Source organism: Croceicoccus pelagius (assembly GCF_001661915.1).
GTDB classification, from domain to species: domain Bacteria; phylum Pseudomonadota; class Alphaproteobacteria; order Sphingomonadales; family Sphingomonadaceae; genus Croceicoccus; species Croceicoccus pelagius.
Window position 1 is genome coordinate 181,045 of sequence record NZ_LYWY01000006.1, and the last position, 20,138, is coordinate 201,182.

The 20,138-nt window shown below is 62.1% G+C and carries 23 protein-coding genes; 7 read left to right on the forward strand and 16 right to left on the reverse strand.

The genetic code is table 11. The annotated features are described in order from the left end of the window. Together A9D15_RS01180 and A9D15_RS01185 are read right to left on the reverse strand one after the other, a co-directional pair. Nucleotides 1–1,347, reverse strand: coding sequence for an aromatic ring-hydroxylating oxygenase subunit alpha (locus tag A9D15_RS01180; RefSeq protein ID WP_066760976.1), 1,347 nt, complete (start codon nt 1,345–1,347; stop codon nt 1–3). Nucleotides 1,348–1,359: 12 nt separating this feature from the next. Next, nucleotides 1,360–2,562 (reverse strand): aromatic ring-hydroxylating oxygenase subunit alpha, encoded by a 1,203-nt coding sequence (locus A9D15_RS01185; RefSeq protein ID WP_066760977.1) that lies wholly within the window; start codon nt 2,560–2,562, stop codon nt 1,360–1,362. Nucleotides 2,563–2,757: 195 nt separating this feature from the next. Between A9D15_RS01185 and A9D15_RS01190 the strand changes: the two genes are divergently transcribed. Continuing rightward, nucleotides 2,758–4,713 carry an oxidoreductase gene (locus tag A9D15_RS01190; RefSeq protein WP_066760978.1) on the forward strand — a complete coding sequence of 652 codons (1,956 nt, stop codon included), beginning with the start codon at nt 2,758–2,760 and terminating at the stop codon, nt 4,711–4,713. Here A9D15_RS01190 and A9D15_RS01195 read toward each other — a convergent pair. Then, nucleotides 4,710–5,264 (reverse strand): TetR/AcrR family transcriptional regulator, encoded by a 555-nt coding sequence (locus A9D15_RS01195; protein ID WP_172807432.1) that lies wholly within the window; start codon nt 5,262–5,264, stop codon nt 4,710–4,712. The two genes, A9D15_RS01190 and A9D15_RS01195, sit on opposite strands and share 4 nt — an antisense overlap. A gap of 158 nt (nt 5,265–5,422) precedes the next feature. Between A9D15_RS01195 and A9D15_RS01200 the strand changes: the two genes are divergently transcribed. The 5 genes from A9D15_RS01200 to A9D15_RS01215 all read left to right on the forward strand — a co-directional run bounded on the left by A9D15_RS01200 (nt 5,423) and on the right by A9D15_RS01215 (nt 8,033). Continuing rightward, entirely contained in the window at nt 5,423–6,745 is a 1,323-nt protein-coding gene (locus A9D15_RS01200) for a spinster family MFS transporter (RefSeq protein WP_066760985.1), read from the forward strand. Nucleotides 6,746–7,082: 337 nt separating this feature from the next. After that, a complete protein-coding gene (locus tag A9D15_RS01205) occupies nt 7,083–7,334 on the forward strand; it encodes a S1 domain-containing protein (RefSeq protein WP_066760987.1) in 252 nt (83 codons plus the stop codon). Continuing rightward, nucleotides 7,334–7,594 (forward strand): hypothetical protein, encoded by a 261-nt coding sequence (locus A9D15_RS16355; protein WP_156521597.1) that lies wholly within the window; start codon nt 7,334–7,336, stop codon nt 7,592–7,594. The genes A9D15_RS01205 and A9D15_RS16355 overlap by 1 nt, the downstream gene beginning before the upstream one ends. Next, entirely contained in the window at nt 7,591–7,794 is a 204-nt protein-coding gene (locus A9D15_RS16360; protein ID WP_156521598.1) for a hypothetical protein, read from the forward strand. The genes A9D15_RS16355 and A9D15_RS16360 overlap by 4 nt, the downstream gene beginning before the upstream one ends. Nucleotides 7,795–7,841: 47 nt before the next feature. Beyond that, entirely contained in the window at nt 7,842–8,033 is a 192-nt protein-coding gene (locus tag A9D15_RS01215; RefSeq protein WP_066760991.1) for a hypothetical protein, read from the forward strand. Between the two features lie 391 nt (nt 8,034–8,424). Here the strand turns inward: A9D15_RS01215 and dnaN are convergent, their stop codons facing one another. The 8 genes from dnaN to A9D15_RS01255 all read right to left on the reverse strand — a co-directional run bounded on the left by dnaN (nt 8,425) and on the right by A9D15_RS01255 (nt 14,340). Next, nucleotides 8,425–9,561, reverse strand: coding sequence for a DNA polymerase III subunit beta (gene dnaN, locus A9D15_RS01220; protein WP_066760993.1), 1,137 nt, complete (start codon nt 9,559–9,561; stop codon nt 8,425–8,427). A gap of 174 nt (nt 9,562–9,735) precedes the next feature. Continuing rightward, nucleotides 9,736–10,095 carry a YciI family protein gene (locus tag A9D15_RS01225; protein WP_066760995.1) on the reverse strand — a complete coding sequence of 120 codons (360 nt, stop codon included), beginning with the start codon at nt 10,093–10,095 and terminating at the stop codon, nt 9,736–9,738. A 17-nt stretch (nt 10,096–10,112) separates the two neighbouring features. Further along, a complete protein-coding gene (locus A9D15_RS01230; RefSeq protein WP_066760997.1) occupies nt 10,113–10,583 on the reverse strand; it encodes a GNAT family N-acetyltransferase in 471 nt (156 codons plus the stop codon). 20 nt (nt 10,584–10,603) lie between these two features. Further along, nucleotides 10,604–11,353, reverse strand: coding sequence for a 3-oxoacyl-[acyl-carrier-protein] reductase (gene fabG, locus A9D15_RS01235; RefSeq protein ID WP_066761247.1), 750 nt, complete (start codon nt 11,351–11,353; stop codon nt 10,604–10,606). Nucleotides 11,354–11,358: 5 nt separating this feature from the next. Next, nucleotides 11,359–11,958: a hypothetical protein gene (locus A9D15_RS01240; RefSeq protein WP_066760999.1), complete on the reverse strand. Its 600-nt coding sequence runs from the start codon at nt 11,956–11,958 to the stop codon at nt 11,359–11,361. Next, on the reverse strand, nt 11,958–12,893 hold the full coding sequence (gene fabD, locus A9D15_RS01245; RefSeq protein WP_066761001.1) for an ACP S-malonyltransferase: 936 nt from the start codon (nt 12,891–12,893) through the stop codon (nt 11,958–11,960). The genes A9D15_RS01240 and fabD overlap by 1 nt, the downstream gene beginning before the upstream one ends. Nucleotides 12,894–12,950: 57 nt before the next feature. Next, nucleotides 12,951–13,481, reverse strand: coding sequence for a VOC family protein (locus tag A9D15_RS01250; protein WP_066761003.1), 531 nt, complete (start codon nt 13,479–13,481; stop codon nt 12,951–12,953). Between the two features lie 25 nt (nt 13,482–13,506). Further along, a complete protein-coding gene (locus A9D15_RS01255) occupies nt 13,507–14,340 on the reverse strand; it encodes an LD-carboxypeptidase (protein ID WP_066761007.1) in 834 nt (277 codons plus the stop codon). Nucleotides 14,341–14,406: 66 nt separating this feature from the next. Between A9D15_RS01255 and A9D15_RS01260 the strand changes: the two genes are divergently transcribed. Continuing rightward, nucleotides 14,407–15,849: a glutamate ligase domain-containing protein gene (locus A9D15_RS01260; protein WP_066761008.1), complete on the forward strand. Its 1,443-nt coding sequence runs from the start codon at nt 14,407–14,409 to the stop codon at nt 15,847–15,849. Between the two features lie 64 nt (nt 15,850–15,913). Here A9D15_RS01260 and A9D15_RS01265 read toward each other — a convergent pair whose 3' ends face one another. The 5 genes from A9D15_RS01265 to A9D15_RS01285 all read right to left on the reverse strand — a co-directional run bounded on the left by A9D15_RS01265 (nt 15,914) and on the right by A9D15_RS01285 (nt 19,929). Then, on the reverse strand, nt 15,914–16,348 hold the full coding sequence (locus A9D15_RS01265) for a hypothetical protein (RefSeq protein WP_066761009.1): 435 nt from the start codon (nt 16,346–16,348) through the stop codon (nt 15,914–15,916). A gap of 180 nt (nt 16,349–16,528) precedes the next feature. Then, nucleotides 16,529–17,044, reverse strand: a complete 516-nt coding sequence (locus A9D15_RS01270) for a GNAT family N-acetyltransferase (RefSeq protein ID WP_373283492.1) — start codon at nt 17,042–17,044, stop codon at nt 16,529–16,531. Nucleotides 17,045–17,240: 196 nt separating this feature from the next. Then, nucleotides 17,241–17,756: a GNAT family N-acetyltransferase gene (locus A9D15_RS01275; protein WP_156521599.1), complete on the reverse strand. Its 516-nt coding sequence runs from the start codon at nt 17,754–17,756 to the stop codon at nt 17,241–17,243. Nucleotides 17,757–17,916: 160 nt separating this feature from the next. Further along, nucleotides 17,917–18,480 carry a hypothetical protein gene (locus tag A9D15_RS01280; protein ID WP_066761012.1) on the reverse strand — a complete coding sequence of 188 codons (564 nt, stop codon included), beginning with the start codon at nt 18,478–18,480 and terminating at the stop codon, nt 17,917–17,919. Nucleotides 18,481–18,630: 150 nt separating this feature from the next. Next, a complete protein-coding gene (locus A9D15_RS01285) occupies nt 18,631–19,929 on the reverse strand; it encodes a DUF418 domain-containing protein (RefSeq protein WP_172807433.1) in 1,299 nt (432 codons plus the stop codon). Nucleotides 19,930–20,138: the final 209 nt, after the last annotated feature.

Sequence of the window (20,138 nt, forward strand, 5' to 3'; positions counted from 1 at the left end):
TCAGGAACGCCCGGGCAACCGACCGTCCAGATAGGCATCGAGCGTTGCGTGAAAATGCCGGATGCGGCTTTCCATGTAGGTCGCAAGCTGAACCGTCCCGGTGCCCGAAGCTTTCAGGCCGGTCTGCACGTGCGGCATGTTCGCCATGTCCTGATCGATCACGGGGCCAAGCGCTGGCAGTTCGGTCGCGTTCGACCACGGCTCGTCCTCGCCCAGCCAGTGGACGGGCACACCGCGTGGGCGGGTCTCGCCTTTCTTCACCGGCTTAAGGATCATCACTTCCATGATGCAGCTGTCGACATCGCGCCCGTTCGGCCGCCAGCGATAGACGATGTTCGGCACAAAGCCGCCCCACGGCGCGAAGTTGGGAAATACGTTGTAGACGATGGCGTCGAGCATTTCGGCATCGGTCGCCTCATCCAGGTCGCTTCGCGTCGCGCGCGCCATGCTGCTGCGCGCAGTCTCGCCCAGAATCGCACGCGGGGGCAGCGCGTCCGCGTCCACGCCTTCGGGCACGTCCCTGCCCCACAGGCCGAACATCCCTTCCAGCACTTCCCCGTCGCTCGGCCTCTCGCGCAAGTGCGGGCTCGGCTCGCCGAAGGCGGCAAGGTTGCGGTTCACGTGGGGGCCATAGATGTCGTATTCCGACCCCACATCCGAAAAGAACGGCAGGATCTGAGGATGGGTCGCAATGACGTGATAGCTTTCCATGAAAGCTTCCTGCGCCACTTTCCAGTTGCACGGGATAACCCGCGCGACGTGCGCGGCCTTCCAACGGCTCTCCAGCCCCCATCGCTCGAAGTGGTCGGGCAGGACGCCGAGGTATTCCTCCAGAGACGGTGCATCCGCATCGAAATTCACGAAGACGAACCCGCCCCAGCGCCCGATGCGGATGACCGGCAGGTGCAGGTCGTCATCGGACAGTGCGGCGAATTCCTGACGGCACGGCACCGACCGGATCGAGCCGTCCAAGTTCCAGCTCCACCCGTGAAAGCCGCAGCGCATGTTCTCCACCCGCCCGCTTTCGTCCATCAGCTTGCGCCCGCGGTGAAGGCAGGAATTGGGGAACGCCTCGATCGTGTCGGGCCCGCTGCGCACGACAAGGACCGAGCGGTCGATGATGTCATAGACGTGGACGTCGCCGACTTCGGGAATGTCCTCTTCACGGCAGGCCATCTGCCAGACTTTGGACCACATCATCTCGGCTTCGCGGTCAAAGAAGGCCCGGTCGATGTAACGTTCCGCCCCGATCGGCGCGCTGCCGAAATCATGGCGATGTTCGTCGCGCAGAACGTCGGGTGCGGCGCGGCTGTCGGTATCGAGCAGCTGGCGATAGGTGGTGACCATAGCTCGTACTCCTCAGTGGCTCTCGATCCAGGGGTCGAGCACGCGGTCGAGCTTCAGCCCTTCCGGCACGGCATCGCCCATCAGGCGGTCGAGCTCCATGTGCCAGGCATAGATGCGCCGCTCCTGGTACGAGAGGGTCAGCCCTTCGAAACCCTTGGCCTCGACCGATTTCTGGATCGACGGTGCGAACTGGGTGTCTTCTTCGAGGATGCGGACGAGGTTCGAAATCCGCGTCGGCCACATCTCGTGCCCTTCCGACCCTTCGGGCCCAAACCAGTGCACGTCGACGATCATCGACCGGTCGTCCGTCGGCCAGAAGGTGAGGAAGGGCATCCCCGTCGTGGAAGGCGGCGTCACGAGGTTGGGGAAGATGTTGTAGGACGGATTCTGTTCGAAGATGTCCTCGGCCCCGTCGATCTCGGGCATCCCGCGTGTACCGGGATCGCGCCAGTCGGGATCGCGATGCGCGGTCGTCATCATCGAATGCCCGCGCTCCCACAGGTTCATGAAAGAGGACCGACTGTCGAGGAAGCGGTCCACGGTGTTCGGGTGGATAGATTTGAGGTGATAGGTTTCGAGAAACGCATCGATCAGGACCTTGACCTGACAGTCGATGACGAAGCTGTCCGACTGGATGTGGCGCAGGCGGTCGACGCCAAGATTCGACCAGTCGTCGACGATCCCGCCGAGGAAATCCAGGAGCGGCTCGGCATCGGGATTCTCGTTGACGAAAACCCAGTTGCCCCACGTTTCACAGCGAACCTTCTTCAGCCCGTGGCACGACTTGTCGAAGTCGGGGAAGTCGCGCATCTCGCGCACGGCATTAAGGTTGCCGGCAAGGTCGTATGTCCAGCCGTGATAGCGGCAGAAGAAACCCTGCGTCGCGCCTTCCGCCTTTTCGACCAGCGGCGCGCCGCGGTGGCTGCAGCTGTTGTAAAAGGCGCGAATCTCGTTGCCCTTGCCGCGCACGATGACGATCGGCGAACCCGTCCGGTCCCAAAGGCGATAGTCGCCCGGGTTCGGAAGTTCGTCGACGTGCAGCGCGTAGAGCCACACGTTCTGCCAGAGATAGGTCTTCTCCAACGCGAGGAAGCCGGGGTCGGTGTAACGCGCCGCCGGGATCACCGGCAGGCGCGGAAAAGCCTCCGGCGGGGCCTTGCGCGCCTTCTCGGCGGCCATGCCCTCATAAAGCGTCATCTCGAATGCGGTGTCCATCGGCTCTCTCCGGTTTCTCGTTACGGCGATTTCCTAGCCGTTCATGGCGCGGCTCGACTTGATCGGCATCAAGAAACCTGCAAAAAAACATTCTTGCCTGCTTTTTATATAAATGACGCAAAATACCGTTGTGTCGGCATCGCCCCGCCTCGTAGAGTAACAAGCGTCTTATAAAAACTTTTTTGGAGAAGATCGATGAAGCTGCTGGAACCGATTCGCCTCGGCTCGAAGGAAGTCCGCAACCGGGTCGTCTCGACGGCCCATGCAGCATACCTCGATTTCTTCCAGCCCGGATCCACCGGCGAACGCTACATGGCCTATCAGGAACGGCGCGCACGGGGCGGGGCCGGAATGATCATCCTGACTGCGATGCACGTTCATGAAAGCAGCGGACTGCTCAATCATTTCAACTACGAGGAAAAGGACATTGCGGCCAAGTTCCGCCAGCTGTCCTCGCGCGTGCACGAACACGGCACGACCGCGATCTCGCAGCTGTTCCACTACGGTATGCAGTCGATCTCTTCCGTGCGGCCCGACCTGCACCCGCTCTGGGGCTGGTCCGCGCGCGTCAATACCGAAGGCGAGATCGGCCACGCGATGACCGACGAGGAAGTCGAGCTCGTCATCGATGCTTTCTGCCGGACTGCGCTGATCGCGGTCGAAAACGGGATGGACGGCGTCGAACTTCACGGCACGCACGGCTACCTGATCCAGCAAAGCTTTACGCCGATGTTCAACCAGCGCACCGACCGCTGGGGCGACCCGCTGGCCTTCACCACCGAACTTGCGCGCCGCGTGCGGGCGACCATCGGGCCGGACAAGGTCATGGGTTTTCGCACGTCTGCCGACGATCTCGTGCCGCCGGAAAAGGGCGGTGTCGGGCCGGACAAGTGCCGCGAATACACGGTCGAATTCGTGAAGACCGGCGCGTTTGACTACCTCAACCATTCCGAAGGCCAGGGCGGATCGCACTATGCGCTTGCGATCGGGTCCTATCGCCACAAGTTCGGCGAATGGCTGCCCCTCACCCGCAAACTGCGCGAGGCAATCGGGGCCAGCATCCCCGTGCTGGGCGTGGGCAAGATCCCGACGCCAGACCTTGCCGAAGGCGCACTGCAGAACGGCGACTGCGACATGGTCGGCATGACCCGCGCGCAGATTTCCGACCCCGACCTCGTCAGGAAACTAATGGAGGGCAAGGCGTCGAAGATCAGGACCTGCACCGGCGCGAACCAGGGCTGCATCGACCGCGCGCGCTATCCCATCACCTGTTTCCAGAACCCCGAAGTAGGCGAGGAAAACCGCCTGCGCGAAATGGACGCGGTGGCCACGACACCGAAAAAGCTGCTTGTCGTCGGCGGCGGACCTGCAGGCATGAAAGCCGCCGAAATCGCCGCGCGTCGCGGCCATAGCGTGACGCTGGCCGAAGCGGGATCGATCCTTGGCGGAAGGCTCAACATGGTCGGCACGATGGGCGCGGCCAGCAACCTGCTTTCGGCGACCGCGTGGATCGAACAGGAACTGGCCGAGCTTCCCGTCGAAGTGCAGCTTCAAACTTCGGTCGACGAAGCTTACCTGCGCGCCCTTGCCCCCGAAGCCATCGTGCTCGCGACCGGAAGCATGCCTCAAAGCGCGCTATCATGCGAAGACGATGGTTCGGTCGTCGTGCTTTCCTCTGACGAAGCGGCAAGAGGCGAGTTCGAGGACCAGAGGTTCGACATGGCCGGAACACGCGCGCTCATGATCGACCTTCGCGGCAATTACGAAAGCGCGCTGGTGCTGGAATCGCTTGTCGAACGCGGCGTCACAGTCACGGTCGCAACGCCCTTCCAGGTGTTCGGCCCGAACCTTGGCTTTACACACATGAACGACCTGCTCGCCCGCCTGCTGCGCAAGGGCACAACCCTGTTGCCACTGACCAAGCTGGCGAAAGTTGCCGATGGCGTCGCCACCTTGCGCCACTCGGTTTCGGGACAGCAGAGCAAGGAAGAGTTCGACTTCATCGTATCGGGCGCACCGCCGCGGGCGAGCGATGATCTGCGTGCGCTGTGCGAAAGCCTTGCCCCGACCTACCTTGCCGGCGACGTCATCTCGCCGCGATCGGCGCTCGAAGCCATTCGCGAGGGCGACCGCGTCGCGCGCAAGATCTAGCGATGATCAGGAATATGGGCCGCAAGCGCCCTGCCCAGCGCGTCGCGCTGGCTGGCCGCATCCCAGCGCTCGGGGTCGAACACCGCCTGCACCGCGATACCGTAGAGCGAGGCGACGATGCCGCGCGCGATCGCCATCCGGTCCGCCTCGGCCGTGCCTTCGGGCAGGATATCGGCCATCGCGAGATGCGCATTGACCGCGGCAACAATCTCGCGGTTTCGGGCTTTCTGCTCGGCCTTCAGCACCGGGCTGCACAGCGCCTCGGACCAGAACGCGATATAGATCAGCCAGTCGTCCCGCTGCTCGGGATTGAGAGGCAGGATCGCCTCGAGCTGTCCGACGAAGCCTTCGCCCGCACTCTCTTCGCGCCGGCGCCTGACGCGCGCCACCGAGTGGCGATAGGTCGCCAGCAGAATCTCGGCCTTGTCCTTGAAATAGTGAGTCACCGCGGTCGTGCTGCAATCCAGCCTTGTAGCCAGCGCCCGGACCGTAACGGCGTCCAGACCGCCTTCGCAGATCAGCGCGTGCGCCGCTTCGGTAACTTCGCGCATTCTCTCGATAGGATCGACTTCGACCGGCATTTGCCCCGTACTTCCCGCAACCGTGATCGGTTCAATATGACTAGGAGCATTTTGGCCCGCGAGGAAGTACGGTGCGCCGCAAATAGCGCCGAAAAGGCGCGAAAACAGAACGACAAAAGGGAGCAGGCATGACCACGCAAGAGCCGGAATACAAGGCGCCAGTCCAGATACCGCAAAAGGCAGGCTGGGGTGCCTGGGCCATGGTCGTCGTCCTGACCCTTGCCTATACTGTCAGCTTCATCGATCGGCAGGTGCTGAACCTGCTCGTCGAACCTCTGAAGGCCGAATTCGACCTTTCCGATACTCGGTTGAGCCTGTTACAAGGACTGGCCTTCACCTCGGCCTATATCGTCTTCAGCCCGATCTTCGGTCGGATGAGCGACACCTCGAACCGCCGCAACATCGTGCTCGGCGGCGTTGCGGTGTGGAGCATCTTCACAGCCTTGTGCGGACTGGCGCGCAACTACTGGCAGATGTTCGGCGCGCGTGTCGGAGTCGGCGCGGCAGAGGCCAGCCTGACGCCTGCCGCATGGTCGATGATCGCGGACCGCTTTCCGCCGCACCTCCTGCCGCGGGCGATGTCGATCCTGTTGATGGGCCCCTACATCGGCGGCGGCCTTGCCCTGATCTTTGGCGGACTGCTGCTGGAATTTGCCGAGAACAACAGCTTCGGATCGCTCGATGCGTGGCAGGTCGTGTTCATCGCCGCCGCCGTGCCCGGTGTCCTGATCTGCGCGATTCTGCTCCTTATCCGCGAGCCTGCTCGCAGTGCCGACAAGGACGGAGCCGAAGAAGCCGCAATGCCGCTTGCCGAAGTCTGGCGCGGTTTCAGGGCGCGGGGGAAGTTCTACTTCAATTTCTATGCGGGGATGAGCGGGATCGTCATCGCGCTCTACGCCTTTCCGGCTTGGATGCCTGCCGTCCTGATGCGCAAGTTCGGGGCAGAGGCGGCCTCGGTCGGCCTGCATTACGGCACGCTGGTACTGATCGGTGGGTCGCTCGGCGTTCTTGCCGGACCGACATTGGGCAGGCTGCTGGAAAAGAAGGGGCTCAAGGGCAGCCTCATGGTCGTCCCGCTGATCGGGGCCAGCGCGATCTTCCTGCTCTCGATAGGGCTTGCGCTGGCAGGTTCCTACGAGGCGGGACTGGTCTTCGGAGGTCTCGCCAGCTTTGCCTACTCGCTGCCAATGGCCGCAGCATCGGGAGCGCTGCAGATCGTCACCCCGAACCGCATGCGCGGCATGGCGAGCGCGATCTATGTCTTCATCGTTTCCGTCATCGGCCTTGGTGCCGCGCCGACGATCGTCGCGCTCATCACCGATCTCGTGATCGGAGACGAAGCGCGGGTCGACCAGTCGCTTGCGATCACTTGTGCAGGAGCTGCTCTGGTCTCACTTTTCCTCCTGGTGCGCGCGCGACGGGCCTATATCGATCTTGCGGCGAACGACTGACGCTTTGTGATCGTCGAGGCTGGCACATGCCGACCAGATTCTTACAGCATGGACAGTGCCTCGACGGCTTGGCTGGAGCGGGAGCGGTAGCCAGTTGGCTACTTCGGGGCCAGAAAGCAGATTTTCAGGTAACGCCCCCAATTACTGCCAGTCATCAAGCGCCTTATTTCTTCGTTTGGTTGTAAACCACCAATGGGATCGCCATCTTAAGGACAGCTACCTGTCGCAATCGACGGTCTTGGGCGTTCATATAGAAGCGCCGTTTCCTTCCCTTTCGCCTCTTAGCCGCAGCCGCGGCCAATCCCGGCTCGCTGCATCTCGCGTAAAAGGAAGTCCAATGTCTCATTTCGGCAAGATCAAGTGGTACAACAGCGGCAAGGGTTCGGGCACAATCTTGCCCGAAGAGGGCGGCGATGCGCTTCCCTTCCGCAAGTCCGACCTGCAACAGGAAGGACAGGAGCCCAAAAGCGATCAGCGTTACAGCTACGAAACCAGCGAAGTCGATGGCGGGAAGAAGCGTGCAGTCAACTTGCGTCAGCAGGGTGAAAGCCAGACCGTCGAGGAACAGGCGCGCGCTCAACAGGGCTGATGAAAGTGCATGGCTGGGGGATCTCCCTCAGCCATCGCTACCAAGAAGGCGCTATTGCGATGAACCTTAACCAACTTCTGCACAATCACCAGCGGGCCAAACTGAATGCCCGACAGGTCCGCTCGAGCGAGGATCGGGAAACCTATTTCGATCTGGTCGGCTACTACGCGAAGCGCATAACGGATTGGCGCCGCACCAAGGGCCTGTCGGATATCGGCTGGCCGCGAGACGAGCGACCTAACCAAGGGGTAGGACAATGAGCACTTTGCCCGAAACAACCAGCACCACTGGAAAAGGCCCTTGGGAAAACGAAGGCGGCGCACTGGCACCGCATTCTTCTTCCGAATTACCCGACGGTATTACCGCCATTCCGGTCACGCATTACCGGGTGGGGAACTACACCTACACCAACCTTCGCGATGCGATGGCTGAATATCAGCGGCAAGCTCCAGGTGACTGATAAGAGCGGCCTACCGGCCTCATCAGTGACTTTTCAGAAGGAATAGCATGGCAGACTTAAAGAAGTTCGTGCTGTTCCAGCGCGGTGACAGTTCTCAAGTGGCGTGTCAGGTCTCTCGGGTCCTCTACGTAACCAAGAGCGACCGCGGTGCGACCCTGCATTTTGGCGGCAACGCGCAAGTCAATGTCCAGCAAAGCTTCGAGGAGGTTCTGGCCTCGTTGGCAGAAACCCAAGCGTAACGCCGTAAAGACCGTTTCCAAACCTTCGAGGGATGCGGATAACGAGGATCGGCAAATGACCAGATCGGTCGATATACCACTATCCAGGCGAGATGCTGTCGAGATGTGCCGCGCGGCCCGCGTGGGCATCTATGATAGCGAACAGCTCGATCAGAATCTCACCCGAATCTATTGCAAGACCGAAACGGGGGCGGACGAGTTGCGGCGACAGCTTTCCACCCCGACCCAGCCGTCGACGTACCAACGCGACCGCTCCGGGAGCAGTCGAACCGCCCTGAGCGCGAGCACAGGTCGAGGAATTACAAGTCGCGCCAAGCCCAGGCAGCGGGTCGGTTGAAACGTCCGGTGCCGCCCCACAGAGCAGCCTGCTTCTTCCTTAAATGGCGCTCTACTAAACCCGCATCGGCATCAGAACGTAGAGAGCCGGGCTCGCATCGTTCTGACGGATCAGTGTCGGCGCGCCCGCATCGGCAAGGTGGAGTTCGACGTTGTCACCCTCGATCTGGGCGAGGATGTCCTTCAGATAATTCGCGTTGAAGCCGATCTCCAGACCCTCGCTGCCATAGGCAGCGGCGATTTCCTCGGCCGCGGTGCCGTTGTCGGGCGACGTGACGGATAGCGTTACGCGGTCGTTGTCGACGGACATCTTCACGGCGCGGGTCTTTTCGGTCGCGATGGTCGCAACGCGGTCGACGCCGGCAAAGAACGACTTGGGGTCAAGCTTCAGCAGCTTGTCGTTGCCGGTCGGGATGACGCGGCTGTAATCGGGGAACGTGCCGTCGATCAGCTTGCTGGTGAGGACGATGCCGCCCTCTCCGCCGAGCGTGAAGCGGATCTTGCTGGCCGACAGGTCGATCTGGACGTTGGAATCGAGGGATTCTTCCAGAAGCTTGCGCAGTTCGGCAACGCATTTGCGCGGCACGATCACGTCGGGCATCCCCTCTGCGCCATCGGGGCGCGGAATGGTGAAGCGCGCGAGGCGGTGACCGTCGGTGGCTGCCGCCTTCAGAACCGGCTGTCCGCCCGGGCCGTCATCGGCCACGTGGAAGAAGATGCCGTTGAGGTAGTAGCGCGTTTCTTCGGTGCTGATCGCGAAACGGGTGCGATCGACCAGCTGCGCCAGCGTGGCGGCCGGAACCTCGAACGTTGTCGGCAGGTCGCCTTCGACGATGACGGGGAAGTCGTCACGCGGCAGGGTGGGAAGCTGGAACCGGCTGCGCCCGGCCTTCACGACCATGCGGTTGTCCGCGGTTTCCAGGCTGACCTGCGAACCGTCGGGCAGCTTGCGCGCAATGTCGAACAACAGGTGGGCCGATACAGTGATCGCGCCCGGACTTTCGACCGAGGCGGCGGGCATGGCTTCCACGACCTGCAGGTCGAGGTCTGTCGCCATCACCTTGACGGTGCCGTCGGCCTTCGCCTCGATCAGGACGTTGGACAGGATCGGGATCGTGTTGCGGCGTTCTACCACCGACTGCACGTGGGACAGGCTGTGCAGCAGGGTTGCCCGTTCGATCGTCGCCTTCATTTCAATCAGATCCCCTTTTGCCCGACCGTGTCGAGAGGACCGACCGGGCATGAAATACGGTCAAACTTTCCTAGCGGATGGGTGAGACCGGACAAGGCGAACGAAAAGGGAACGGGTCGATTCTGGGGATAAAAGGCCGCGTAAGACCCACTTGGTCCACCGTAAAAGGTGGGATCAGGCGAAATCAGACGGCTCGTAGAACGGCCTGATCTCGATCTCGCTGGGTCCCGGCATCGGATTGGGGCACTTCTTCGCCCAGGCCACTGCCTCGTCCATGTCGGCGACTTCCCAGATCCAGTAACCGGCAACCAGTTCGCCGACCGCCTCGAACGGGCCACAGGTCACGGTGCGTTCCTCGCCGTCGAAAGCAACGCGCACTCCGTGGCTCGTGGGCTTCAGGCCGTCGCCCGACACGATGACGCCCGCCTTGGCCAGTTCGTCGTTGAACCGGTCCATTTCGGCGAAGGCCTGCTCGGTCGGCAGAATACCGGCTTCGCTTTCTTTGGTGGCTTTCACCAGGACCATCACGCGCATGCCAGTCTCTCTCGCAGCTATCCCGCGCTCTCTATGTCGAGATGCAGGAACTGGTTGAAATCGCTGGCCTCATAGTCCGAAAAAACCCCGCAGTTCGCAAATCCGCGCTTGCGGTAAAGCGCGAGCGCAGGTTCGAACGATGAACCCGAACCCGTTTCCAGATAGAGACCGCGATATCCCCTCGAACGCGCTTCATCGATGATGGTTTCGAGAATCTGCGCAGCGGCACCGCGCCGTTCAAATTCGGGAGCCGTCCGCATCGATTTCACTTCTGCCGTGCCGTCGCCAAGCGCCTTGATCGCACCGATGCTGGCGATCGTGTCGCCGTGCCACGCGGACCAGACCGTCACGCGCGGGTCCTGCAGCGCCGTCAGGTCGAGCGCGAACACGCTCTCTGCCGGAGAATTGGCCTGCATCCCGGCAAGATGCAGCGCCAGCAGGCGGCGGGTCTGCTCGCTGCTCAGATCGTCTTCGCGTATCGTGAACATGCGAGCAGTCCCCTGCCGGATCAGATCATCGCCATGCCGCCATTTACGTGCAGCGTCTGGCCCGTGACATAACCCGCTTCCTTCGACGCGAGGTAGGCGACCGCTGCCCCGATGTCCTCGCCCTCGCCCATGCGGCCCATCGGGATGCGGGCATTCAGCGCGTCCTTCTGCGCGTCGGGCAGAACGTCGGTCATCGCGGTGCGGATGAAGCCGGGGGCGACGCAGTTCACGGTGACGTTGCGGCTGGCCAGTTCCTGCGCAAGGCTCTTCGACAGGCCGACAAGGCCCGCCTTGGCCGCGGCGTAATTCATCTGGCCGGGATTGCCGGTCGTGCCGACAACGCTGGTAATCGAAACGATGCGGCCGAACTTGGCCTTCATCATCGGGCGCGTCGCGGCGCGCATCAGGCGGAAGGCGGCGGACAGGTTGATGTCCAGCACCTGCTGCCAATCTTCGTCCTTCATACGCATCATCAGCCCGTCGCGAGTGATGCCGGCATTGTTGACGAGGATGTCGAGGCTGCCCAGCGTGTCGATCGCGGCGGGGACGAGTTCTTCCACCTGCGTCGTGTCCGACAGGTTGCAGGTGATCTCGACGTGATCGCCGCCGATTTCCTCGTTAAGCTGTTCGCGAAAGGCGCGCAGCTTGTCACCGTTGGAGCCTGACAGCGCCAGCCGTGCGCCCTGCCTGGCAAGGGCGATGGCGATGGACGAACCGATGCCGCCGCTGGCCCCGGTAACGAGCGCGGTCATGCCGCTGAGGTCGAACATCTTGTTCATTCCGACTTTCCTTCTTCACTCAATCCACGAAGCCCCTCGATGCGGATAAGCCGCGCCTTGGCAAGCTGGGGGGCGTAGTTTTCGATAACGGCGGTCGCGCCCTCTTCCATGGAGACGACCGAGCCACCGGTCATGGCCTGCATGGCTTGCGCCTGTTCCGCGCTGTCGGCCTGCTGTTCGTCGGACAGGATGCGAAGGTCGCGCATGCTGATGCGGTTCAGTAATTCCTGCACTTCCAGTCTGCTTGGCGCAGACACCGGCATGGAATTCACGATGCCCATCTCGACCAGATAGCCGGTCTGCGCACCGAAAGCCGCCGACATCGTCGCATCGTCCCAATCAAGCTCAGCCATGCAGCGGTAGAGGTGGCTTGCCAGCGCGTCGCCCAAAGCCTCGGTCGGATCGGGAATCGGCCCGCCCGGCTGATAATCGAAATGATCGGTGTAATAGGAAACGTAGGCCGCGCTCTCGGCATCGGTCGCATCCCGCATGCAGGCGATGTTCGGCGGCACGTCCGCTTCCTGCGCGGCGGCAGCCGACGCGACGGCCACCCCGCCCGCGATCATCGTGACCCAGGTGAGAGCGCCCCAGCGCATCACAGTTCCCTTGCCAGCGCCTCTATGTCTTCCATCGTCACGACGCTGGTCACGACCGCGTCGGGAAAGGAACGCTTGATCATGGGAGCCAGCACCTTGCCGCCCAGTTCGTAGAAGTGGGTGACACCGATCGCGCCCATGCCGATCGCGCTTTCGCGCCAGCGGACCCGGCCCGTGACCTGTTCGACCAAGAGGCGGCGGATTTCCGCAGGGTCGGCTACCGGCTGCGCGGTGACGTTGGCGAATACCGGCAGGATCGGCGCGCTCGGCGGAGTTGCGGTCAGTGCCTCGGCCATCGCATCGGCGGCAGGCTGCATCAGGGGGCAGTGGAAAGGCGCGGAAACGGGCAGCTTCACGCCGCGCTTGATGCCGAAGTCCTTCACCAGCGCGATGGCGCGGTCGATCGCCTCTGCATGGCCCGACAGCACGACCTGCGTCGGATCGTTGTCGTTGGCTACCGTGCAGACCTGCCCTTCGGCAGCTGCTTCGGCCAATTCGCCGGCCTTCTCGATGTCGGCACCAAGCAGCGCGCACATTGAACCCACGCCCACTGGCACAGCGGCCTGCATCGCCTGTCCGCGCAGCTTCAGCAGACGCGCGGTATCGGCAACCGAGAACGCGCGCGCGGCACAAAGCGCGGTATATTCGCCAAGGCTGTGACCGGCGACGTAATCGCCCTTTTCGCCCAGCGAGACATCGAATTCGCGGCCCAAGACGCGCACGACCGCCATGGCATTGGCCATGATCGCGGGCTGCGCGTTTTCGGTGAGTGTAAGCTGGTCCTCCGGCCCTTCGGCCATCAGCCTGGCAAGATCCTGGCCCAGCGCGTCGTTCACTTCCTCGAACACTTCACGAGCGGCGCTACTGGCGGCGGAAAGGTCCATGCCCATCCCGACCTTCTGGCTGCCCTGCCCCGGAAAAACGAATGCCTTCATGATACAAGTCTCCTGTTGCCGGGCGGGTTAGGCATGCCGTTGCCCACGGGCAAGCCCTCAACCCAGCGAAATGTCGATAAGCAGGCCGTCGGAAAACCGCCCGGCCTTGTCAGCGACGAGGCCGTAGAAGCCGACCAGCGAGTCGGTCGGCTCGTAAAGCTCGATCATGTGGCCATGAGTCTTCACCGCGTCGATGAAGACGAAGCGAAAGCCGTCCTCCATCCGCGCATCGAAGGCGACCTCGTATCCGGCGGCGGCGTAATGAGCTATCGTGCTCTCGATCGATTCCACGAACAACGCGACGTGGTGCAGTCCGCCCTCCCCCGATCCTTCGGCATACATGTCATGAAAGGCCGACGGACCGGAATTATTCTGCTGGACGAATTCCACCATCACCGAGCCCCACTGGCCATAGGCGCTGGTATGATCGAGCGTCGCGGGATTGCCGCGATGCGTGGCTGATCCCAGCGGGATATTTTCGGCAACGAAATACGGACCCGATCCGTAAAGTGCGTGGTGTTCGGTCGCCGCCTTGCGGACATCGGGCACGAAATACGCAATCTGCCTGACGGGCAGCGCCTCTGGCATCTTTCTCTCCTCCTCGTGCGGTCGCTCAGCCGGGCACGAAGTCGCGCTGCTGACCGAACGGCACGATCCGGTTCGCATGGTCGTGCCCTATGTCCGCGCGGCCAAGGTACTGGATCCCGGCCCTTGCGCACCAGTCCTTTGCAATAGTCTCGGCATCGGCGCCGAACTCGCGGTCGTTTTCCGGCACGTCGGACACGCGGCCAAGGCGCAGCCCGGCGATATCCATGCCCTTAAGCACTTCCACCGTGTGGAAAAACAACCGGTCGACCGAATAGAGATATTCGCTCACTTCCTCGACCATCACGACATGACCGCGCAGGTCCGGCATGAACCGCGTACCTGCCAGCATGGCGAGCGTGGTGAGATTAAAGGCCACCGTCGGGCGGTGATCCAGCGTGGGCTCGATCGGCGCTGCCTCGCCCTTCATCCAGGCGAGCACCCGCTCGACCGCCTCGGCCCCGCGGTGGCGTTTGATGTCCAGAGGCATTGGCGCATGGACCGGCCTGCCGATCCCCGCCTTGTAGAGCGAGCCGAGCAGGTAACCCGCGTCCGAGGAACCGAGAAACACTTTCCGGTCCGCCTCGCGCGAAAGATATGTCAACGCTGCCTCGCAAATGCGGTTCGATCCATATCCGCCGCGCGCGAACCATACCGCGTCGATCGTCGGGTCGTTCGCACAGTCGAGCAAGGCCTCCAGCCTCTGTTCGTCGGTGCCTGCGAAATGCCCCGCTTCGTAAAAGCACTGTTCGTGGAAGTGCAGTTCCACCCCTTCGAAGCACGAGGCGACCTCGCGCACCGGCGCGACGAGTTCGCGCGGCAGCGTTGCCGAAGGGGCGCAGATCGCGATGCGTATGGCCATATGCATGTGGCTATCCGTCGCACCCGCGATTGCCAAGCGTGAGCACAGGCAATAGCCACAGGGGCGATGACCGATACCCCGATTTCGCCAAGCCCCGTTCCGCAAGACCTTACCGGCCGCCCGTTCTTTTTCTGCGGGATCGGCGGGTCGGGGATGCTACCACTCGCCTGCATCCTGAACGCGCGCGGTGCAAAGATCGCCGGATCGGACCGCAGCCGCGACCAGAGGCGCAGCGCGGAGAAATTCGCATGGCTCGAAGCGCAAGGCATCGAACTGTTTCCGCAGGACGGCAGCGGCATCACCAGCGGCGATCAGGTGCTGGTCGCCAGCGCCGCGATCGAGGATACAGTCCCCGAAGTCGCCCGCGCAAAAGAACTGGGCTGCCTGCGCGCCAGCCGCGCCGAATTGCTGTCTGCGCTGTTCAACGCCGCGCCAACTTCGATCGCCATCGGCGGGACGAGCGGGAAGTCGACGGTGACGGGCATGACCGGCTGGATCATGGAGCGTGCAGGTACCGATCCGACGATCATGAACGGCGCGGTGATGAAGAACTTCGTCGCGCCAGATGTGCCTTTCGCCAGTGCGCGGGCGGGGCGCGGGCAGGTCTTCGTGTCGGAAGTGGACGAAAGCGACGGGTCGATCGCGCTTTACCACCCATCGGTCGCTGTGCTGCTGAACGTCACGCTGGACCACAAGTCGATGGACGAACTGCGCGTCCTGTTCGGCGATTTCCTTGCCGCTGCCGATGTCGCAGCGGTCAACGCCGACGATGCCGAGGCGCTGGCCCTGCTGCCGCGCGCGAAGCAGGCGCTGACATTCGGGATCGAGCAGGAGAAGGCGCAGATCGGTATCGTGCCCGACTCCATCGCCGATGGCCCGACGCGGCAGGCCGCGACGCTGATCGACCGGCATGACGGGAACGAATACCCGCTCGTCCTCAACATACCGGGTCGCCACAACCTCTCAAACGCGCTCGCCGCGATTGCTGCCTGCGTTGCCGCCGGCGTTGCGGTCGGCGACGCCGTGGCGGCCCTGGCCAGCTTCACCGGCCTTGCGCGCCGGTTCGACATCGTCGGAACCAGCCCATCGGGCATCGCGGTCATCGACGATTTCGGCCACAACCCCGACAAGGTCCGCGCTACGCTTCGCACCCTGCGTAGTCATCCGGGCCGCGTGATCGCCTTTTTCCAGCCGCATGGTTTCGGCCCCCTGAAGCAGATGGGCCGCGAACTCGCGCATGTTTTTGCCGAAGAGCTTGAGGCAGACGACCGCGTGATCCTGTGCGATCCCGTCTATTTCGGCGGCACCGTGGACAAGAGCGTGGGCAGCACGGACCTTGCCGGATGGATCGCCGATGCCGGGAAACAGGCGGAACATATCCCTTCGCGAGAAGACTGCGGCGACCGGATCGTGGAGATCGCGGAGGCCCGCGACCGCATCGTCGTGATGGGCGCGCGCGACGATACGCTCAGCACTTTTGCCAAGGGCATTCTCGACCGGCTGGCATAACGCCAAAAAACAACGGGGCACCCGGATACCGGACGCCCCGCTCCCCACATCTCGGTTCCGAAGCTTATTTCGGAGCGTGCGTATGGCCCAGTTCGCTGGTCGAGTTCGCGATGATCTCACCCATTTCCTTGTCGAGCGCCTGAAGCGCATCCTTGGAACCCAGCTTCTTGATGCCAGCATTGCGCCACTTCGCGTCGGATGGCGACGTGTCGTAGTCCATTTCGGCCATGCCACCTGCCATCGGGATCATGACCATGATCGGCCAGTCGCCCGAATTCATGTGCATGATCGTCGCAGGCGTCTGCCCCGCATCGACCGTGATTTCATTGTAGGTCTTCACGATCTCTTCGAATCGGTCCCACTTACCGTCTTCGAGCTTAAGATAGAGAATGCGGTACGAAGTACGGCCCGGATCTTCCTTCACCTCCACTTGCGCATGTGCAGAGACGGAAAGGCCAAACGCTACAGTTGCCAAGATGGCAGTCTTCATAAGCTTCATGATGTTCCCCCTTCATCCACTTGAGACGAACAGGAATAGATCAAGCAAAGTCGAGTCGGCGCAACCCCTGCGGCGAAAGTTTATTTTAACCCTACTTTCCATGTGTTTACGTGTCTTGAAACGAAAAAGGGCGACCAGCAAGGGCCGCCCTTCCGTCTATTTGACGAAGTTTTCGTCTATTCAGAACGTCTTGGTAAGCACCACGAGCGCAGGATCGCCCGCGAAAGGACGCGGGGTGAACCCCTTCTCGCGCTCCAGTTCGATGGCCGCATGGTTTTCGCGGTCCTCGATAGCGATGACCTGCTTAAGACCGCGGTCCTGCGCGGCCTTGCCCAGCAGGTCGAGCATCGCCCAACCCACGCCGCGGCCCTTGTAGTCGTGGCGGATCGACACGGCGATTTCGCCCAGGTCCATGCGCGGGTCGCAGGCCAGCATCGCGGTCGCGACAAGCGCGCCGGTCTCGGCGTCGAAGGCCAGGAAGTTCTCGGACTGCCAGTGATCGACCTCGACCAGCGGGGCGATCTGGCTAGCGCCGACGTGGGCCTGCGCGCTCAGAAAGCGGAAGCGGCGGTCATCGGCGCTAACGCTGCGGAAAAAATCGACCAGTGCCTGCGCGTCACCAGCTTCGACGGGGCGAACCGTCAGCTGCACATCGTGGCGCGTCGACACGGTCATGTCGGATGCAATCACGTTCACTGCCATTCTCCATGTTGGGTCGCCGGATCAGATGCCGGCCATGGGTGGGCAGATAGTGCCTATGCTGCATTTGCGAAGTGAAATGGTGCATTGCAGCAGATGCTAATTCGATGCCACCTCTTGCATAAAACGCAAGCGGCGCAAAACAGCAGGGGCAGGCAGCATCGCCACCCGCCCCGCAACGCGTTGCAGCGCTTCAGAAAGTCCGCGTCAGAACCACCAGCGAGTTGTCGCCGGCGAAGGGCCGCGGTTCAAAGCCCTTTTCGCGCTCAAGCTCGATCGCGGCGTGGTTGTCGCGGTCCTCGATGGCGATGACCTGCTTCAACCCGCGCTCTTGCGCAGCCCGGCTCAGCACGTCCAGCATGGACCAGCCCACGCCCCGCCCGCGATAGTCGGAACGGACCGATACGGCGATCTCGCCCACGTCCATCCGCGCATCGCAGGCCAGCATGGCCGTCGCGACCAGCGCGCCGTTGCCGGTGTCGAAGGCAAGGAAGTTCTCGGTCTGCCAGTGATCGACCTCGACCAGCGGGGCGATCTGGTCATGCCCGATATGCGCCTGAGCACTGAGGAAGCGAAAACGGCGATCGCTTTCGCACACGTTCTCGAAGAAGTCTTCCAGCAATGCCTCGTCACGCGGCTCGACCGGGCGAACGGTAAGCTGCACGGCATCGCGGGTAAGGACGGTTCGCTGGGCGGCCATCACGTTCATCGACTTTCTCCTGATCCTTGCGCCGGAACTCTTGCCGGCCATGGGTCAGAGGATAAGCGGGCTGCTGCAGATGCGAATTGATCTGCCGCAAGCGGGTGCGTGACGATTTTGGAAACGCGGTTGCGTGAAGTGCAATGAGTGGCAAGCCAAGTTTTCTTCACTAGCCGAAGGTTACAGTAACATTTGGAGAGGGGCCTTTGCGAAAGTTATCCTTCGGCGCATCGTCCTGCTTCGGAACCACACAGAATTCTCTTAGCGGCTCGATCGTAAATCCACTCATAATGTGTCGGAGCACATGTCGCGCACGCGTGGATTTATCGCGCGCTTCCAGTAACCTGGCCTCAGCCGCTTGGAGTTCGAAAAACGTGATCTTGCTTCCGTTAAAAATCTCATCGATTTTCAAGTGAAATCGACAAAATTCAGCTACATACAGATCATCCGCATCGACGCTATGACTGACGAGATCAAGAGATTCCTTGAATCGCGCTAGCGAGCCATCCAAATTTTTATCTTCGTCATCAATGGATGCGAATGCGACTTCCAAAGAAATTAAGAGTCCGTCCATCGCGAGTGCCAGCGCAAGATATTCTGATTGCTCGTCCAAAGTAGCAAGCGCACTATCCAACCGCCGTCTCGCATGCGTGACGTCGCCTTTGCTCATGGCCTTGCTGGCCGATAAGAGGTAAAATAATAGCTTGAATTCTTTGATGATTGAATTTGGCATAATGACAATATCTCAAGACAGGATTGGACTGGCAAGAACATCATCCTGTTGCACGTCACACGCCTATTTAGCGAAGTAAGTCACGGTGACGGCTGACTGTCAGAAGCTTACGACCGGGGCGTTACCAGTCATCCCCCCGCAACCACCTCCTCACCGCCTGAACGCAAACACCTTCCAGTACGTCAGGCACCGCCACAGCCACTCCAGCGGGCCGAAGCGGTAGCGTTCGAGCCATGGCTTCGACCAGCCGAGCATCAGCGCCCATCCGGCAAAAACGAAGAGCCAGATGCCCCAGCGCGAGACTTGCGCGATGAGGCCAAGGCCCCAGCCGTGGAAGAACACCGGAAAGATCACCGACATCGCGATGTAGTTCGTGAACGCCATGCGCCCGGCGGCAGACAGCCTTTCGCCCAGCCACGTCGTCCCCAACTTCGGAGTCGCCACCACCAGCAGCCCCGCCATGCCCAGCACCATCGGCAGCCGGTACTGCGGCGCCCATGCATATGTGTAGAAATAGGTCGTCGCCGGGCCGAAACCGCTTTGCCAAATAGCCAGCCCCACCCCCAGCGCCACAAAAAGGGAGAACACGATACCGATGCTCGACCAGAGCACGACTTTCTGCGCGTTCCAGTTGCCGGTGAAGAAACCCGCCCGGTAAAGCGCCGCACCGATGAGCATCAGGGCCAGATAACCCGCGCCATAAGCGACTATGACGAAGATCGTCCGGCTGATCGGCGTATCCCGTTCGTGACGGTCGACGGCCATGTCGATGAAGCTCGCCCTCTGGTCGAAAGCGAGCGCATCGCGCGTGTCGCCCTCGAACCCGCCGCGCCAGTCGGCATAGTCGCGCGCGGTCTGCGCGTCGGCTGTCCCGGCGGCAATCGCCCGTTCCATCTGGTAATCGGGATCGAAATGCGAAGCCGCCCCATAACCGTCCCAGACCAGCAGCGCCGCCGCCAGTACGACCAGCGCCCAGTTCGGCACGCGCGGGACCAGCAGGATCGGCACGAGGAACAACCCCATCACCGCATAGTCGAGCAGGATGTCGCCTTCGAAAAACAGCACGTAATGGAGCGACCCGAAGACCCAGAGCCAGAACAGTCGCCGGAACTGCAGCCACCAGCCCTTCGCGCCCTTGGCCCGCGCATGTTCGAGAAACAGCGCAACGCCCGCCCCGAACAGGACCGTGAACAGCCCGCGCATCTTGCCGTCAACCAACAGCAGGTTGATCAGCCAGAACAGCTTTTCGGCAAAACTGTCCTCGATCATCGTCGGCACGCGGTGCGCGCTTCCGGGCAGAGCGAAGGCCACCATGTTCGCGGCCAGAATGCCCAGCACCGCGAACCCGCGGACAAGGTCAAGCGAGCGGATCCGCCCCGCAGTTGCCGGTTCGTCCGGCGTTGCGGCCACGTCCATCATGTCCATCGGCACGGCATTCGTCATACGCATCCCCCAATGCGAATGGTTGCGACTCGTCGTCGAACAGGACATTAGGCCCGCCCGTTCCCCGGTCAAACAGGCGCGCCACCGCGCCCTTTGGCCTTGCATTTGCGGCCAGACCCTGTAAGGCGCGCGCTTCCCTGCCTGTCCGGCACGGGAAAGCAGAAGGCCGGAGGGGCCTTGCACATCCGGTGCAAAGGTCAGCCGATCGGCAGTAA

Coding starts and splice junctions, on each gene's coding strand:
- A9D15_RS01180 (WP_066760976.1), bottom strand. CDS start 1,347: ATGGTCACCACCTATCGCCAGCTGCTCGATACCGACAGCCGCGCCGCA.
- A9D15_RS01185 (WP_066760977.1), bottom strand. CDS start 2,562: ATGGACACCGCATTCGAGATGACGCTTTATGAGGGCATGGCCGCCGAG.
- A9D15_RS01190 (WP_066760978.1), top strand. CDS start 2,758: ATGAAGCTGCTGGAACCGATTCGCCTCGGCTCGAAGGAAGTCCGCAAC.
- A9D15_RS01195 (WP_172807432.1), bottom strand. CDS start 5,264: ATGCGCGAAGTTACCGAAGCGGCGCACGCGCTGATCTGCGAAGGCGGT.
- A9D15_RS01200 (WP_066760985.1), top strand. CDS start 5,423: ATGACCACGCAAGAGCCGGAATACAAGGCGCCAGTCCAGATACCGCAA.
- A9D15_RS01205 (WP_066760987.1), top strand. CDS start 7,083: ATGTCTCATTTCGGCAAGATCAAGTGGTACAACAGCGGCAAGGGTTCG.
- A9D15_RS16355 (WP_156521597.1), top strand. CDS start 7,334: ATGAAAGTGCATGGCTGGGGGATCTCCCTCAGCCATCGCTACCAAGAA.
- A9D15_RS16360 (WP_156521598.1), top strand. CDS start 7,591: ATGAGCACTTTGCCCGAAACAACCAGCACCACTGGAAAAGGCCCTTGG.
- A9D15_RS01215 (WP_066760991.1), top strand. CDS start 7,842: ATGGCAGACTTAAAGAAGTTCGTGCTGTTCCAGCGCGGTGACAGTTCT.
- dnaN (WP_066760993.1), bottom strand. CDS start 9,561: ATGAAGGCGACGATCGAACGGGCAACCCTGCTGCACAGCCTGTCCCAC.
- A9D15_RS01225 (WP_066760995.1), bottom strand. CDS start 10,095: ATGCGCGTGATGGTCCTGGTGAAAGCCACCAAAGAAAGCGAAGCCGGT.
- A9D15_RS01230 (WP_066760997.1), bottom strand. CDS start 10,583: ATGTTCACGATACGCGAAGACGATCTGAGCAGCGAGCAGACCCGCCGC.
- fabG (WP_066761247.1), bottom strand. CDS start 11,353: ATGTTCGACCTCAGCGGCATGACCGCGCTCGTTACCGGGGCCAGCGGC.
- A9D15_RS01240 (WP_066760999.1), bottom strand. CDS start 11,958: ATGCGCTGGGGCGCTCTCACCTGGGTCACGATGATCGCGGGCGGGGTG.
- fabD (WP_066761001.1), bottom strand. CDS start 12,893: ATGAAGGCATTCGTTTTTCCGGGGCAGGGCAGCCAGAAGGTCGGGATG.
- A9D15_RS01250 (WP_066761003.1), bottom strand. CDS start 13,481: ATGCCAGAGGCGCTGCCCGTCAGGCAGATTGCGTATTTCGTGCCCGAT.
- A9D15_RS01255 (WP_066761007.1), bottom strand. CDS start 14,340: ATGGCCATACGCATCGCGATCTGCGCCCCTTCGGCAACGCTGCCGCGC.
- A9D15_RS01260 (WP_066761008.1), top strand. CDS start 14,407: ATGACCGATACCCCGATTTCGCCAAGCCCCGTTCCGCAAGACCTTACC.
- A9D15_RS01265 (WP_066761009.1), bottom strand. CDS start 16,348: ATGAAGCTTATGAAGACTGCCATCTTGGCAACTGTAGCGTTTGGCCTT.
- A9D15_RS01275 (WP_156521599.1), bottom strand. CDS start 17,756: ATGAACGTGATGGCCGCCCAGCGAACCGTCCTTACCCGCGATGCCGTG.
- A9D15_RS01280 (WP_066761012.1), bottom strand. CDS start 18,480: ATGCCAAATTCAATCATCAAAGAATTCAAGCTATTATTTTACCTCTTA.
- A9D15_RS01285 (WP_172807433.1), bottom strand. CDS start 19,929: ATGCGTATGACGAATGCCGTGCCGATGGACATGATGGACGTGGCCGCA.